Below are 16069 nucleotides of genomic sequence, written 5' to 3' on the forward strand. Positions count from 1 at the left end.
GCCGGGCGACAACGTGCAGATGACGGTGGAGCTGATCAGCCCGATCGCGATGGAGGAAGGCGTGCGCTTTGCGATCCGCGAGGGCGGTCGCACCGTCGGCGCCGGCGTCGTCACCAAGATCCTGGCCTAGATCCCTCGGCCGTTTTGACTTGGGGGCGCGGATTCCCTAAAATCCGCGCCCCTTTTTGGCTTTCCGCGGTCCATTCACGCTAGGGCGGTAGCTCAACTGGTAGAGCGGCGGTCTCCAAAACCGCAGGTTGGGGGTTCGAAACCCTCCCGCCCTGCCACCGAATGCGAGCCTTGGCCGTGGCGCCGGAACGAGTTCATGGACACCCAGACCACTGAACAATCTGCGGCTTCCTCCCGCCGGGACACAGCCCTTTTGAGCGTTGCGGCCGCCGCGCTGCTCGGGGGCATGTTCGCGTTTTATTACTTCGAAACTCAGTACAACGCGCTGATCCGCGTGTCGATCCTGCTGGGCGGCGTCGCCGTCGCGCTCGCGGTGGCATACCAGACCGCGCTCGGCAAGAGCCTGTGGTCCTATGTCGCCGGCTCGCGTATCGAGTTGCGCAAGGTGGTGTGGCCGACCCGTCAGGAGAGCATCCAGGCGACATTGATGATCGCGGTGGTGGTGCTTTTGATGGCGCTGCTGTTGTGGGGGCTGGACTCTTTGTTGTTGTGGGGCGTCGAGACCCTGACCGGACGCGGAGCCTGATCGCATGACCATGCGCTGGTACGTGGTACACGCCTATTCGCAGTACGAGAACAGCGTGATGAAGGCGCTCAAGGAGCGCATCGCGCGTGCCGGTCTGCAGGATCAGTTCGGCGAGATCCTGGTGCCGACCGAAGAGGTCATGGAGATCAAGGACGGCGTCAAGCGTCGCACCGAGCGCAAGTTCTTCCCGGGCTACGTGCTGGTGCAGATGGAGATGAACGAGCAGACCTGGCACCTGGTCAAGTCCACGCCCAAGGTCATGGGTTTCATCGGCGGTACGCCAGACAAGCCGGCGCCGATCTCCGACAAGGAAGCCGAGAAGATCCTCAACCGCGTCACCGAATCGGTCGAGAAGCCGCGGCCCAAGACCCTGTTCGAGCCGGGCGAGGCGGTGCGCGTCAAGGAAGGTCCGTTCGCGGACTTCAATGGCGTGGTCGAAGAGGTCAATTACGACAAGAACCGCCTGCGCGTCGCGGTTCTGATCTTCGGGCGCTCGACGCCCGTCGAGCTGGAGTTTTCGCAGGTCGAGAAAGCTTGAACAGCGGTTTCCAGTGACCGGGTTCCAGTTGCCGGCGAAAAGCAGGCCCTTTCTGGAAACTGGCAACTGGCAACTGCTTCACCCGGGGAGCCTTAACACGGCGTTCGCACCCACACAGGAGTTGTCATGGCAAAGAAAGTCACCGCGTACATCAAGCTGCAGATTCCTGCAGGCAAGGCCAATCCGGCGCCGCCGGTCGGTCCGGCGCTGGGCCAGGCCGGCGTCAACATCATGGCGTTCTGCAAGGAGTTCAATGCAGCGACGCAGAAGCTCGAACCGGGTCTGCCGACGCCGGTCGTGATCACGGTCTACTCCGACAAGAGCTTCACGTTCATCACCAAGACCCCGCCGGCGACGACGCTGATCAAGAAGGCGATCGGTCTGGAGTCCGGCTCGGCCACGCCGCACACGAACAAGGTCGGCAAGATCACCAAGAAGCAGATCGAAGAGATCGCCAAGGTGAAGATGCCGGACCTCAACGCCGGCAGCCTGGAGGCGGCCTGTCGCCTGATCGCCGGATCCGCCCGTTCGATGGGCGTCGAAGTGGTGGAGGGCTGAGCCATGGCGAAGCTCACCAAGCGCCAGAAGGCTTTTGCCGGCAAGGTCGAGCCGGGCAAGACCTACGATCTCGACACTGCGATCAAGCTGGTCAAGGACTGCGCGACCGCGAAGTTCCGCGAATCCGTCGACGTCGCGATCAATCTGGGCGTCGACGCCAAGAAGTCCGATCAGAACGTGCGTGGCTCCACCGTGTTGCCGCACGGCTCGGGCAAGAGCGTGCGCGTCGCCGTATTCGCGCAGGGCGCCAAGGCCGAAGAGGCCAAGGCCGCCGGCGCCGACGTCGTCGGCATGGAGGATCTCGCCGCAGCGATGAAGGGCGGCGACCTCGACTATCAGGTGGTGATCGCCGAGCCGGCGGCGATGCGGGTGGTCGGCTCCCTGGGCCAGGTGCTCGGTCCGCGCGGCCTGATGCCCAACCCCAAGACCGGCACGGTGACCCCCAACGTTGGCGAGGCCGTCAAGAACGCCAAGGCCGGTATGGCCAAGTTCCGGACCGACAAGGCCGGCATCATCCACTGCTCGATCGGCGCCGCCACGTTCGAGGTCGACCAGATCAAGGACAACCTCCTCGCCGTCATGCGTGACGTGCGCAAGGCCAAGCCGGCCAGCGCAAAGGGCGTCTACATCAAGAAGGTCACGCTCTCGACGACGATGGGTCCGGGCGTACGCGTCGATGTCGGCTCGTTGCCGGAGTGATTCTTTGTGAGAGGTGAGGCGTGAGACGTGTGGCGAAGGCAGTCCGCTGCTGTTGACGTCTCACCACTCACGCCTCGGGTCTCACGATTCAAGACTTTGAAGTGTGGCGAAAGCCCCACGTCGAAGACCGTATGTGGCAAGGGCGTTCATCGGTCGATGACGCCCGGAGATTAAAGGTCGCAAGACCGCATACGCAGACGGTGGAAACACCGTAAAGGCGGACCTTCCGTAGCTTCGGCTCGTGGGGGTCCAGTGATGGAAGAAGCGACTAGGAGTTCTGATGGCTCTCAGGCTGGAAGACAAGAAAGCCCTGGTTGCGGAAGTCAACGAAGTCGCCAAGCGCGCGCTCTCGGCGGTTGCCACCGAGTACCGCGGCCTGTCGGCCGGCAAGTTCGACCAGTTGCGTGCGAAAGCCCGCGAAAGCGGTGTCTATCTGCACGTGATCAAGAACACGCTGGCCCGGCGGGCGGTGGCGGGCACGCCATTCGAGTGCCTGACGCCTGCGTTGGTCGGCCCGCTCGTGCTCGGCTTCTCCCTTGAGGATCCGGGCGCGGTCGGTCGTCTGATCAAGGACTTTGCGAAGGACAACGAGGTGATGGTCGTCAAGGCCGTCGCGGTCGGCGGCACCCTCTACGGTGCCAAGGATCTCGACCGTCTGGCGACGCTGCCGACCAAAGAGCAGGCGATTGCCATGCTCATGGGCACGATCAAGGCGCCCATCGGCAAGTTCGTTCGCACCCTCGCCGAGCCCACCGCCCAGCTCGTGCGCACGGTCAAGGCCGTCGCCGATCAGAAGGGCGCGGCTTGACGCCGCTTGACTTTCGTTATTGATTCTAGGCTTTTGCACACTTTATTGGAGTAATTGAAACATGGCTGTTACCAAGGAAGAGATCCTGGATGCGATCGCCAACATGTCCGTGATGGACGTGGTCGATCTCGTGAAGATGATGGAAGACAAGTTCGGCGTCACCGCCGCCGCCCCGGTGGCCGTCGCCGCCGCCGGTCCGGCTGCTGCCGCCGCGCCGGCCGAGGAGAAGACTGAATTCACGGTCGTGCTGACCGGCATCGACGCAGCGAAGAAGGTCGGCGTGATCAAGGTCGTGCGCGAGCTGACCGGCCTGGGCCTGAAGGAGGCCAAGGACCTGGTCGAGGGCGCGCCGCAGACGGTCAAGGAGGGCGTCGACAAGAAGACTGCCGAGGAAATGAAGAAGAAGCTGGAAGAGGGCGGCGGCAAGGTCGAGCTGAAGTAATTGGCGACCCGCGTTGTCTTCACCGTTGTCGCACCGGCCGGGGGTTTTGGCCCCCGGCCGGGCTTTGCCGTTCACGCGTGATTGGTGATTGGTGAGTCCGGCGCAGCGCCGCGAGTCACCAATCACGAGTCACGAATCATGGTCCGGAGCACCTCATGGCCTACTCGTTCACCGAGAAAAAGCGCATCCGCAAGGACTTCAGCAAGCTGAAGGAAACCCTGGAGATTCCTTATCTGCTGGCGACGCAGATCGATTCCTATCACCAGTTCCTGCAAGCCGACCTGCACCCGTCCAAGCGCCGCGATACGGGGCTGCAGGCTTCGTTCAAATCGGTGTTCCCGATGGAGGCCTACAACGGCTCCGCGCGCCTGGAATTCGTCAAGTACCGTTTCGACGAGCCGCCGTTCGACGAGAAGGAATGCCGGGTCCGTGGCATGACCTATGCCGCGCCGCTGAAGGTCACGGTGCGTCTGGTGATCTTCGACCGCGAGTCGAAGGAAAAGCGCGTCAAGGACGTTCGCGAGCAGGAGGTCTATCTGGGCGAAGTGCCGCTGATGACCGATCACGGCACCTTCATCATCAATGGCACCGAGCGCGTCGTCGTCTCGCAGCTACACCGTTCGCCGGGTGTGTTTTTCGACCACGACAAGGGCAAGACGCACAGCTCCGGCAAGCTGCTGTACAGCGCCCGCATCATTCCCTACCGCGGCTCCTGGCTGGACTTCGAGTTCGACCCCAAGGACAACCTGTTCGCGCGTATCGACCGTCGCCGCAAGCTGCCGGTGACGGTGCTGTTGCGCGCGCTCGGCTACAGCAACGAGCAGATGCTCGCGCTGTTCCACGAGCAGAACGTGTTCGAACTGGAGAAGGACGGCGCCAGCCTGGAGTTGATTCCGGAGCGCCTCAAGGGTGAGAAGGCGCAGTTCGACATCACCGACGGCAAGAAGGTGCTGGTCGAACAGGGCAAGCTGATCACGGCGCGCCACATCAAGCTGATCGCCGACGCCGGCTTGAAACGTCTGCACGTGCCGGACAGCTACCTCGAAGGCAAGATCATCGCGCGCGACTTGGTCAGCAAGGACGGCGAGATCATCGCTGCGGCCAACACGGAACTGACGGTCAATCTGCTTGCCAAGCTGCGCGAGGCCGGCATCAAAGAGGTGCCGACGCTGTACGTCAATGACGTCGACAAGGGCCCTTACATCTCCACGACCCTGAACATCGATCCGACCAAGACCAAGCTCGAAGCGCTGGTCGAGATCTACCGCATGATGCGCCCCGGCGAGCCGCCGACCAGGGATGCGGCCGAAGCCTTGTTCCACGGTATGTTCTTCTCGCCCGACAAATACGACCTGTCGGCGGTCGGCCGCATGAAGTTCAACCGTCGCCTGCGCCGCGATGACGTGGAAGGGCCTTCGGTGGTCTACGACGGTGAGCTGTTCTCCAAGTTCACCGACGATTTCTCCAAGCGCCTGTTCGCCAAGTACGGCAAGGACCATTCGGACATCGTCGACGTGATCCGCGAGATCATCGCGATCCGCAACGGCGAGCAGCAGACCGACGACATCGATCATCTCGGCAACCGCCGTATCCGCGCGGTCGGCGAGATGACCGAGAACGTCTTTCGCACCGGCCTGGTGCGCGTCGAGCGCGCGGTGCGTGAGCGTCTGGCGTTGGCCGAGGCCGAGAACCTGACGCCGCAAGACCTGATCAACGCCAAGCCGGTGTCGGCGGCGATCAAGGAGTTCTTCGGCAGCTCGCAGCTGTCGCAGTTCATGGACCAGAACAACCCGCTGTCCGAGGTCACGCACAAGCGTCGCGTATCGGCGCTCGGACCGGGCGGCCTGACGCGCGAGCGCGCCGGCTTCGAAGTCCGCGACGTTCATCCCACACACTATGGCCGCGTCTGCCCGATTGAAACGCCGGAAGGTCCGAACATCGGTCTGATCAACTCGTTGGCCTGCTACGCGCGCACCAACGAGTACGGCTTCCTCGAAACCCCGTATCGCAAGGTCGTCGACGGCAGGGTCACCGACGAGGTCGAGTACCTGTCGGCGATCGAGGAGGGCCGGTACGTGATCGCACAGGCGAACTCCGAGCTGGACGAGCACGGCCGCTTCCGCTCGGACCTGGTATCGGTCCGCTTCCAGAACGAATTCACCATGATGTCGCCCGACAAGGTCCAGTACATGGACGTGTCGCCGCGCCAGATCGTCTCGGTGGCTGCCGCGCTGATCCCCTTCCTCGAGCATGACGACGCCAACCGCGCGCTGATGGGCTCGAACATGCAGCGCCAGGCGGTGCCGACGCTGCGCACCGAGAAGCCCTTGGTGGGCACCGGCATCGAGCGCCGCGTGGCAGTCGACTCCGGCAACGCGATCCAGGCCAAGCGCGGCGGTGTGGTCGAAAAGGTCGACGCGGCGCGTATCGTCGTGCGCGTCAACGACGACGAGACCCAGGCCGGCGAGCCGGGCGTGGACATCTACAACCTGGTCAAGTACGTCCGCTCCAACCAGAACACGTGCATCAACCAGCGCCCGATCGTCAAGCCCGGTGACACCATCGCACGCGGTGACGTGATCGCCGATGGCCCATCCACGGACCTGGGCGAGCTGGCGCTGGGCCAGAACATGCTGGTCGCGTTCATGCCGTGGAACGGTTACAACTTCGAGGACTCGATCCTGATCTCCGAACGCGTGGTCGAAGAGGATCGCTTCACCACGATCCACATCGAGGAGCTCACCTGCGTCGCCCGCGAGACCAAGCTGGGTCCCGAGGAGATTTCCGCGGACATCCCCAACGTCAACGAGGCGGCGCTGCGCAAGCTCGACGAGTCCGGCATCGTCTACATCGGCGCCGAAGTCAAGGCCGGCGATCTCCTGGTCGGCAAGGTCACGCCCAAGGGCGAGACCCAGCTAACGCCGGAAGAAAAGCTGCTGCGCGCGATCTTCGGCGAGAAAGCCTCGGACGTGAAGGACACTTCGCTACGTGTGCCGGCCGGCATGGACGGCACCGTCATCGACGTGCGCGTCTTCACCCGTGAAGGGGTGAAGAAGGACAAGCGCGCGCTGGCGATCGAGGAAGGCGAGCTCGCGCAGGTTCGCAAGGACCTGGCCGACCAGCAGCGCATCTTCGAGGACGACATCTTCGATCGTCTGCGCAAGCTGCTGCTCGGCAAGATCGCCGACGGCGGGCCGAGCAAGCTCAAGAAGGGGGCGAAGGTCGACGCTGCCTATCTCGACTCGCTCGAACGGGAAAAGTGGTTCGAGATCCGTCTGGTCGACGACGACGCGCAGAACCAGCTCGAAGCGGCGAACAAGCAGCTCAAGGACATGCGCTCGGAGTTCGACAAGCGCTTCGAGGACAAGAAGCGCAAGATCCAGTCGGGCGACGAGCTCTCGCCCGGCGTGCTCAAGATGGTGAAGGTGTATCTGGCCGTCAAGCGCCGCATCCAGCCGGGCGACAAGATGGCCGGCCGTCACGGCAACAAGGGTGTGATCTCGCAGATCGTGCCGGTTGAGGACATGCCGCACATGGAAGATGGCACGCCGGTCGACATCGTGCTCAATCCGCTGGGCGTGCCCTCGCGCATGAACATCGGTCAGCTGCTCGAAGTCCATCTGGGCTGGGCGGCCAAGGGCATCGGCCGCAAGATCGACGAAATGCTGCAGCAGCAGCGCGCCGTCTCCGAGCTACGCAAGTTCCTCGATCGGGTCTACAACAAAGTGGGCACCGGCAAGGTCGTGGCGCCGCTGGACGAGCTCACCGACGCGGAGATCGTCAACCTGGCGCAGAACTTGACCGATGGTCTGCCGGTGTCGACGCCAGTGTTCGACGGGGCCAACGAGGATGAAATCAAGCAGCTACTCGAACTCGCCGGTCTGCCGACCTCAGGGCAGGCCACGCTGATCGACGGGCGTACCGGCGAGCCATTCTCGCGCCCCGTCACCGTCGGCTACATGTACATGCTCAAGCTCAACCACCTGGTCGACGACAAGATGCACGCGCGCTCGACCGGCCCGTACTCGCTGGTGACCCAGCAGCCGCTGGGCGGCAAGGCCCAGTTCGGCGGCCAGCGCTTCGGTGAGATGGAGGTCTGGGCGCTCGAAGCCTATGGCGCGGCGTACACGCTGCAGGAGATGCTGACGGTGAAGTCCGACGACACGACCGGACGCACGCGCATGTACAAGTCGATCGTCGACGGCGATCACCGCATGGTCGCGGGCATGCCCGAGTCGTTCAACGTGCTGGTCAAGGAAATTCGCTCGATCGGTCTCAACATCGAACTGGAGCAGAACCAATAGCGCGAACGTAGGGCGGGCGGGCCGCGCAGCGGCCCGACCCATCGGATTGGAGCAGCCCTACATACGCACCACGGTTCCGGGAGTCACCATGAAAGAGTTCATCAATCTGATCCGCAACACCGAAGAGACCGAAGACTTCGACGCCATCCGCATCGGGCTGGCTTCGCCGGAAACGATCCGTTCGTGGTCGTACGGTGAGGTGAAGAAGCCGGAGACGATCAACTACCGCACGTTCAAGCCGGAGCGCGACGGCCTGTTCTGCGCCAAGATCTTCGGACCGATCAAGGACTACGAGTGCCTGTGCGGCAAGTACAAGCGCCTCAAGCACCGCGGCGTGGTGTGCGAGAAGTGCGGCGTCGAGGTCACCGTGGCCAAGGTGCGCCGCGAGCGCATGGGACACATCGACCTCGCCTCGCCGGTCGCTCACATTTGGTTTCTGAAATCGCTGCCGAGTCGCATCGGTCTTTTGCTCGACATGCCGCTGCGCGCGATCGAGCGCGTGCTCTACTTCGAGGCGCACATCGTCGTCGATCCCGGCCTGACGCCGCTGGAGCGTGGGCAGCTGATGACCGAGGAGGACTACCTCAACGCGGTCGAACAGTACGGCGACGACTTCGATGCACGTATGGGCGCCGAGGCGATCCATGACCTGCTCAAGAGCATCGACCTGCAGGCCGAGGCGGTCAAGCTGCGTGAGGAGCTCAACGCGACCAACTCCGAGACCAAGATCAAGAAGCTGGCCAAGCGCCTGAAGCTGATCGAGTACTTCATCCACTCGTCGAACCGTCCGGAGTGGATGATCCTGACGGTGCTACCGGTGCTGCCGCCGGATCTGCGGCCGCTGGTGCCGCTCGATGGCGGCCGCTTCGCGACCTCGGATCTGAACGATCTGTACCGCCGCGTCATCAACCGCAACAACCGCTTGAAGCGCCTGCTCGAGCTCACCGCGCCGGACATCATCGTGCGCAACGAAAAGCGCATGCTGCAGGAGGCGGTGGACGCGCTGATCGACAACGGCCGCCGCGGCCGTGCGATCACCGGCACCAACAAGCGCCCGCTCAAGTCGCTGGCCGACATGATCAAGGGCAAGCAGGGACGCTTCCGCCAGAACCTGCTCGGCAAGCGCGTCGACTACTCCGGCCGTTCGGTCATCGTCGTCGGTCCGACGCTCAAGCTGCACCAGTGCGGCCTGCCGAAGAAGATGGCGCTGGAGCTGTTCAAGCCCTTCGTGTTCTCGCGCCTGCAGCGCCTAGGCATCGCCACCACGATCAAGGCCGCGAAGAAGATGGTGGAGCGCGAAGAAGCCGCGGTCTGGGATTCGCTCGAAGAGTGCATCAAGGAGCACCCGGTGCTGCTCAACCGCGCACCCACGCTGCACCGCCTCGGTATCCAGGCCTTCGAGCCGGTGCTGATCGAGGGCAAGGCCATCCAGCTGCATCCGCTCGTCTGCACCGCGTTCAACGCCGACTTCGACGGCGACCAGATGGCCGTGCACGTGCCGCTGTCGCTCGAGGCCCAGCTCGAGGCGCGCGTGCTGATGATGTCCACCAACAACATCCTGTCGCCGGCCTCCGGCGATCCGATCATCGTGCCGTCGCAGGACGTGGTGCTCGGCTTGTACTGGGTGTCGCGTGAGCGTATCGGCGCCACCGGCGAGGGCATGGTGTTCGCGGATGTCTCCGAGGTGCATCGCGCCTACGAGAACCACCAGGTGGACCTGCAGGCGAAAATCAAGGTGCGCCTGCGCGACTACACCGAAGACGGCGAGGAGCGCTTGCATCTCGTCGAGACCACCGCGGGACGTGCCCTGCTCTCCGAGCTGCTGCCGCCCGGCGTGCCGTTCTCGGTCATCAACAAGACGCTGACCAAGAAGGAGATCTCGCGCGTCATCAACTACGTGTACCGCCGCTGCGGCACCAAGGAAACGGTGATCTTCGCCGACCAGATGATGTACACGGGCTTTCGCATGTCGACCAAGGCCGGCATCTCGTTCTGCCTGGACGACATCGTCATTCCCGAGGAGAAGGCCAAGATCCTCGAACAGGCCGAAGCCAAGGTGAAGGAGGTCGATACCGAGTACAACCAGGGTCTGACCACCGGCGGCGAGCGCAAGAACCGCGTCATCGACATCTGGTCGCGCGCCAACGACGACGTCGCCAAGGCCATGATGGCCAAGATCGGCAAGGAGAAGGTCAAGGACAAGGACGGTAACGAGGTCGAACAGCCGTCGTTCAACTCGGTGTTCATGATGGCCGACTCCGGCGCGCGAGGTTCGCAGGCGCAGATCCGTCAGCTCGCCGGCATGCGTGGCCTGATGGCCAAGCCGGACGGCTCGATCATCGAGACGCCGATCACCGCGAACTTCCGCGAAGGTCTGAACGTCCTGCAGTACTTCATCTCGACGCATGGCGCGCGCAAGGGCCTGGCCGACACCGCGCTCAAGACCGCGAACTCGGGTTACCTGACCCGTCGCCTGGTCGACGTCGCCCAAGACGTGGTCGTGACGGCCGAGGATTGCGGCACCGAGCAGGGCCTGCTGATGATGCCCATCGTCGAGGGCGGCGACGTGCTCGAGGCCTTGCGTGACCGCGTACTCGGCCGCGTGGTCTTGCGCGACGCGTACAAGCCGGGTACCGACGAGGTCGTGATTCCGGCCGGTACCATCATCGACGAGAAGTGGGCGGACGTGCTCGAAAAGAACTCGATCGACGAGATCTGGGTGCGCTCGCCGATCACCTGCGAGCTGCCGTTCGGCGTTTGCGCCAGCTGCTACGGCCGCGACCTGGCGCGCGGGCACCGCGTCAACATCGGCGAGGCGGTGGGTGTCATCGCCGCGCAGTCGATCGGCGAGCCCGGCACGCAGTTGACCATGCGTACCTTCCACGTCGGTGGTGCGGCATCGCGTGCGGCCTCGGCCGATGGCGTCGATGCGCGTGCGGCCGGCACCGTGCGCGTGCACAACATCAAAACGGTGACCAACAGCGAGGGCAACCTCGTTGCCGTGTCGCGTTCCGGTGAAATCGGCGTCATCGACGCGCAGGGGCGCGAGCGCGAGCGCTACAAGATCCCCTACGGCGCGACCATTCTGGTCAAGGACGGCGACGAGATCGCCCCGGGGCAGCGCCTCGCCAAGTGGGATCCGCACACCCATCCGATCGTCACCGAGCTGTCCGGCTTCGTGAAGCTGCAGGACTTCGTCGAAGGGTCCACCGTCAACCGCGAGACCGATCCCTTGACGGGCGTGGCGACGCTGGTCATCACCGATGCCAAGACGCGGAGTTCGTCGGCCAAGGACCTCAAGCCCACGATCATCCTCGTCGATGCCAAGGGCAAACAGCTCACCTTCGCCGGCACGGACATCCCGGCGGCGTACACGCTGCCGCCCAAGGCCATCGTCACCGTCGAGGACGGCGACGAGGTCAAGGTTGGCGGCATCATCGCCCGCATCCCCCAGGAAGCGTCGAAGTCGCGCGACATCACCGGTGGTCTGCCGCGCGTCGCCGACCTGTTCGAAGCGCGCAAGCCCAAGGAGCCGGCGGTGCTCGCCGAGACCACGGGCACGATCAAGTTCGGCACCGGGACCAAGGGCAAACAGCGCATCAAGATCGTCCAGGCCGACGGCAACGAAGTCGAGATCCTGGTGCCCAAGTGGGTCGAGATCCGCGTGTTCGAGGGCGAGACGGTCGAGAAGGGCGAAATCATCTCCGACGGCGAGCCGAGCCCGCACGACATCCTGCGCCTGCAGGGCGTGGTCGCGCTCGCGAACTACCTGGTCAAGGAGATCCAGGACGTCTACCGCCTGCAGGGCGTGAAGATCAACGACAAGCACATCGAAGTGATCGTGCGCCAGATGCTGCGCAAGGTGGAGATCACCGACCCGGGCGACACGCGCTTCTTGCAGGGTGAGCAGGTCGAGATCTTCCAGGTGCTGGCCGAGAACAGGAAGCATCAGGCCAAGGGCGAGCGCGGCGCGCGGTTCGAACGTCTGCTGCTGGGCATCACCAAGGCCAGCCTGTCGACCGAGTCGTTCATCTCGGCGGCCTCGTTCCAGGAGACCACGCGCGTTCTCACCGAGGCCTCGGTGCGCGGTTCGCGCGACGAGCTGCGTGGCCTCAAGGAGAACGTGATCGTCGGCCGCCTGATTCCGGCGGGCACGGGGCTCGCCTATCACGAGCAGCGGCGCAAGGCGCGCGGTGGCAGTCTGCTGGCCGAGCTGCAGGCTTCGGCGCTGACCGCGACCGGCGGTAGCTTCGAAGCCAATGCCGGCGAGCGACTCGCGGTGCGCGCCGCGGCCGTCGATACGGGAAGCGATGACGGCGACGCCGATGGCGGCGCCGAACAGGCATCGGACGAGGGCGTGGACGAGTAACACCGTCCAACGTCCTCAGACTCAGACCCCGGCGTCACAACCGGGGTCTTTTTTGTGTGCCGTTGCGCAGGCTTTCGTTTCGCCCTGCCGGGCGAGCGACTTTTCTTTGCTTGTGCAAAGAAAGGTGACTCGGCCGGCGAGGCCGAAACCGCTGTTTGAAACAGGGCGCGAACGGGTCCAGAACGGGGCGAATTTTGCAACGCAAACGCCGTTGACGCGACTTGCGCCGACCTATATGATGCGCGCCCTTTCCCGACGGCCCTGCAGGCAGGGTACGTCTTTTCTTTGTCAAGCCGGGAAGTCCACAACGTGCCAACAGTCAACCAGTTAGTGCGCAAAGGCCGCAGCACCCTCGTGGCCAAGAGCAAGGTGCCGGCGCTGACCGGCTCGCCGCAAAAGCGAGGCGTCTGCACGCGCGTCTATACCACCACGCCGAAAAAGCCGAACTCCGCGCTGCGCAAGGTGTGCAAGGTGCGCCTGACCAATGGATTCGAGGTCATCTCCTACATCGGAGGCGAGGGCCACAATCTGCAGGAGCACTCGGTCGTCATGATTCGCGGCGGCCGCGTCAAGGATCTTCCCGGCGTGCGCTACCACACCGTCCGCGGCGCGCTGGACTGCGCCGGTATCGACAAGCGTCGCCAGGGTCGCTCCAAGTATGGCGCCAAGCGCCCCAAGGCTGGCGCGCCGGCGGCGAAGAAATAGGACGGGCGTCACGCCCGAGTAAGGCGTGGCAGTCAGCCGCGCCTGAAGACCACCCGAGGAACTCATCATGTCCCGTCGTCGCAAACCCGAGATTCGCAAGGTCCTCCCCGATCCGAAGTACAAGAGCGAACTGGTGTCCAAGTTCGTCAACATGGTCATGGAGGATGGCAAGAAGTCGATCGCCGAGAAGATCGTCTACGGTGCGCTCGACCAGGTGATCGAAAAGAAGAAGATCGCGGCGCCCGCCGAGTTTTTGCAAAATGCCTTCGACAACGTCGCCCCGATGGTCGAGGTCAAGTCTCGCCGCGTCGGTGGTGCGACCTACCAGGTGCCGGTCGAAGTGCGGGCATCGCGCCGTACGACACTGGCGATGCGCTGGATCATCGAAGCGGCGTCCAAGCGTGGCGAGCAGGGCATGCAGAGCCGGCTGGCTGGCGAGTTGATGGATGCCGCCGAGAACCGCGGCGCCGCCGTCAAGAAGCGCGAAGACACGCACAAGATGGCCGAGGCGAACAAGGCTTTCTCGCACTTTCGTTGGTGATTCACTTTTGATTTTCCAGGTGGGCGCGCGGGCACTGGTCCCGGGCGACCGCCGCTACCGAGTTTTCTCATGGCCCGCACGACGCCCATCGAGCGTTATCGCAACATCGGTATTTCGGCGCACATCGACGCCGGCAAGACCACGACGACCGAACGCGTTCTCTACTACACCGGCATCAATCACAAGATCGGCGAGGTCCATGACGGCGCCGCGACGATGGACTGGATGGAGCAGGAGCAGGAGCGCGGCATCACGATCACCTCTGCCGCCACGACCACGTTCTGGCGCGGCATGGCCAATCAGTTCGAGCAGCATCGGATCAACATCATCGACACGCCGGGGCACGTCGACTTCACCATCGAGGTCGAGCGTTCGATGCGCGTGCTCGACGGCGCCTGCATGCTCTACTGCGCGGTCGGCGGCGTGCAGCCGCAGTCGGAGACGGTGTGGCGCCAGGCGACCAAGTATGGCGTCCCGCGACTTGCCTTCGTCAACAAGATGGACCGCACCGGCGCGGACTTCTTCAAGGTCTATCGCCAGATGCGCGAGAAGCTGCGCGCCAATCCGGTGCCGATCGTGATTCCCATCGGCGCCGAGGACAAGTTCCAGGGCGTGGTCGACTTGGTGAAGATGAAGGCCATCATCTGGGACGAGGCGTCCCAGGGCATGAAGTTCGAATACCGCGACATTCCGGCCGATCTCGTCGAGACGGCCCGGCACTGGCGCGAGAAGATGGTCGAGTCCGCCGCCGAGGCCTCCGAGGAGCTGATGAACAAGTACCTCGAAGAAGGTGATCTCGCCGAGGACGAGATCAAAAAGGCCTTGCGCCAGCGCACGATCGCGCTCGAGATCGTGCCGATGCTGTGTGGTTCGGCCTTTAAGAACAAGGGCGTGCAGGCGATGCTCGACGCCGTGGTCGAGTACCTGCCGTCGCCGGTGGATGTGCCGGCGATCAAGGGCGAGGATCCCAACACCGGCGCGCCGACCGAGCGCCACGCCAGTGACGACGAGCCGTTTTCGGCGCTCGGTTTCAAGATCATGACCGACCCCTTCGTCGGCCAGCTCACCTTCATCCGCGTCTACTCGGGTGTGCTCAAGAAGGGCGACAGCGTCTACAACTCACGCAGTGGCAAGACCGAGCGCATCGGCCGCCTGGTGCAGATGCATGCGAACAACCGCGAGGAAATCGACGAAGTGCGTGCCGGCGATATCGCCGCCTGTGTCGGCCTCAAGGAGGTCTACACCGGCACGACGCTGGCGGCGCAGGACAAGCCCGTCGTGCTCGAGCGCATGGAGTTCCCGGAGCCGGTCATCAGCCAGGCCGTGGAGCCCAAGACCAAGGCCGATCAGGAGAAGATGGGCATCGCCCTGAGCAAGCTGGCGCAGGAAGATCCCAGTTTCCGTGTGCATACGGACGAGGAGACCGGCCAGACGATCATCTCCGGCATGGGCGAGTTGCATCTGGAGATCATCGTCGACCGCATGAAGCGCGAGTTCAAGGTCGAGGCCAACGTCGGCGCACCGCAGGTCGCCTACCGCGAGACGATCCGCAAGACGGTCGAGGCCGAGGGCAAGTTCGTGCGTCAGTCCGGCGGTCGCGGTCAGTACGGTCATTGCTGGCTGCGCCTGGAGCCGCAGGAGCCGGGCAAGGGTTACGAGTTCGTCAACGCCATCGTCGGTGGCGTCATCCCCAAGGAGTACATCCCGGCCATCGACAAGGGTGTGCAGGAGGCGATGAAGAACGGCGTCATCGCCGGTTATCCGGTCGTCGACGTCAAGGTCACCGTGTTCGACGGCTCGTACCACGACGTCGACTCGAACGAAATGGCGTTCAAGATCGCTGCGTCCATGGGCTTCAAGGAAGGGGCCTCGAAGGCCAATCCGGTGATCCTCGAGCCCATCATGGCCGTGGAGGCGGAGACGCCGGAAGACTACATGGGCGACGTCATGGGCGATCTCAATCGCCGTCGTGGGGTGATCCTGGGCATGGAGGACAACTTCGGTGCCAAGATCATCCGCGCGGAGGTGCCGTTGTCCGAGATGTTCGGCTACTCCACCGCGCTGCGCTCCATGTCGCAGGGGCGTGCGACCTACACGATGGAGTTCAAGAAGTATCAGGAGGCGCCGGCGAACGTGATCGCCGCGCTGACGAAGAAGAGTTGAAACAGTTTTCGGTGGGCAGTTTCCAGTTTCCAGTAAAAGCAGAAACTCGGAACGCCCTCCGCCTGGAAACTGGAACTGGAAACTGAAAACTGAGGTAACGAGCGATGTCTAAGGAAAAGTTTGAGCGCAAGAAGCCGCACGTGAACGTGGGGACGATTGGACACGTGGATCACGGCAAGACGACGACGACGGCGGCGCTGACGAAGGTGTCGGCAGACAAGTACGGT

The 16069-nt window shown here is 63.7% G+C and carries 13 protein-coding genes and 1 tRNA gene; all 14 read left to right on the top strand.

The window, feature by feature from the left end:
* Positions 1-130, top strand: a 130-nt coding sequence (locus tag ABSH63_RS15290; protein ID WP_491630893.1) for an EF-Tu C-terminal domain-related protein, incomplete at its 5' end; no start/stop codon positions are given.
* Between the two features lie 81 nt (positions 131-211).
* A tRNA-Trp gene (locus tag ABSH63_RS15295) sits at positions 212-287 on the top strand.
* A 38-nt stretch (positions 288-325) separates the two neighbouring features.
* Positions 326-715 (top strand): preprotein translocase subunit SecE, encoded by a 390-nt coding sequence (gene secE / locus ABSH63_RS15300; RefSeq protein ID WP_352890919.1) that lies wholly within the window; start codon positions 326-328, stop codon positions 713-715.
* A 4-nt stretch (positions 716-719) separates the two neighbouring features.
* Positions 720-1253 (top strand): transcription termination/antitermination protein NusG, encoded by a 534-nt coding sequence (gene nusG, locus ABSH63_RS15305; protein ID WP_352890920.1) that lies wholly within the window; start codon positions 720-722, stop codon positions 1251-1253.
* Between the two features lie 126 nt (positions 1254-1379).
* Complete coding sequence (gene rplK, locus ABSH63_RS15310) at positions 1380-1811, top strand: 50S ribosomal protein L11 (protein WP_352890922.1); 432 nt, start codon at positions 1380-1382, stop codon at positions 1809-1811.
* Positions 1812-1814: 3 nt separating this feature from the next.
* On the top strand, positions 1815-2510 hold the full coding sequence (rplA, locus tag ABSH63_RS15315) for a 50S ribosomal protein L1 (RefSeq protein WP_352890923.1): 696 nt from the start codon (positions 1815-1817) through the stop codon (positions 2508-2510).
* A 280-nt stretch (positions 2511-2790) separates the two neighbouring features.
* Complete coding sequence (rplJ, locus tag ABSH63_RS15320) at positions 2791-3318, top strand: 50S ribosomal protein L10 (RefSeq protein WP_352890925.1); 528 nt, start codon at positions 2791-2793, stop codon at positions 3316-3318.
* A 61-nt stretch (positions 3319-3379) separates the two neighbouring features.
* Positions 3380-3760, top strand: coding sequence for a 50S ribosomal protein L7/L12 (rplL, locus tag ABSH63_RS15325; RefSeq protein WP_352890927.1), 381 nt, complete (start codon positions 3380-3382; stop codon positions 3758-3760).
* A gap of 155 nt (positions 3761-3915) precedes the next feature.
* Positions 3916-8064, top strand: a complete 4149-nt coding sequence (gene rpoB, locus ABSH63_RS15330; protein ID WP_352890929.1) for a DNA-directed RNA polymerase subunit beta — start codon at positions 3916-3918, stop codon at positions 8062-8064.
* 88 nt (positions 8065-8152) lie between these two features.
* Complete coding sequence (gene rpoC, locus ABSH63_RS15335; protein ID WP_352890930.1) at positions 8153-12433, top strand: DNA-directed RNA polymerase subunit beta'; 4281 nt, start codon at positions 8153-8155, stop codon at positions 12431-12433.
* Positions 12434-12742: 309 nt separating this feature from the next.
* On the top strand, positions 12743-13138 hold the full coding sequence (gene rpsL / locus ABSH63_RS15340; protein WP_352890932.1) for a 30S ribosomal protein S12: 396 nt from the start codon (positions 12743-12745) through the stop codon (positions 13136-13138).
* 67 nt (positions 13139-13205) lie between these two features.
* Positions 13206-13679 carry a 30S ribosomal protein S7 gene (rpsG, locus tag ABSH63_RS15345; RefSeq protein ID WP_352890934.1) on the top strand — a complete coding sequence of 158 codons (474 nt, stop codon included), beginning with the start codon at positions 13206-13208 and terminating at the stop codon, positions 13677-13679.
* Between the two features lie 69 nt (positions 13680-13748).
* The gene (gene fusA / locus ABSH63_RS15350; RefSeq protein WP_352890935.1) at positions 13749-15842 is read left to right on the top strand and encodes an elongation factor G; all 2094 of its coding nucleotides are present in this window, start codon (positions 13749-13751) and stop codon (positions 15840-15842) included.
* A gap of 104 nt (positions 15843-15946) precedes the next feature.
* Positions 15947-16069: GTP-binding protein (locus tag ABSH63_RS15355; protein ID WP_352890937.1), on the top strand; the 123-nt coding region annotated here is incomplete at its 3' end.

Source organism: Sinimarinibacterium thermocellulolyticum (genome assembly GCF_040327995.1).
In the GTDB taxonomy this organism is placed as follows: domain Bacteria; phylum Pseudomonadota; class Gammaproteobacteria; order Nevskiales; family Nevskiaceae; genus Solimonas; species Solimonas thermocellulolyticum.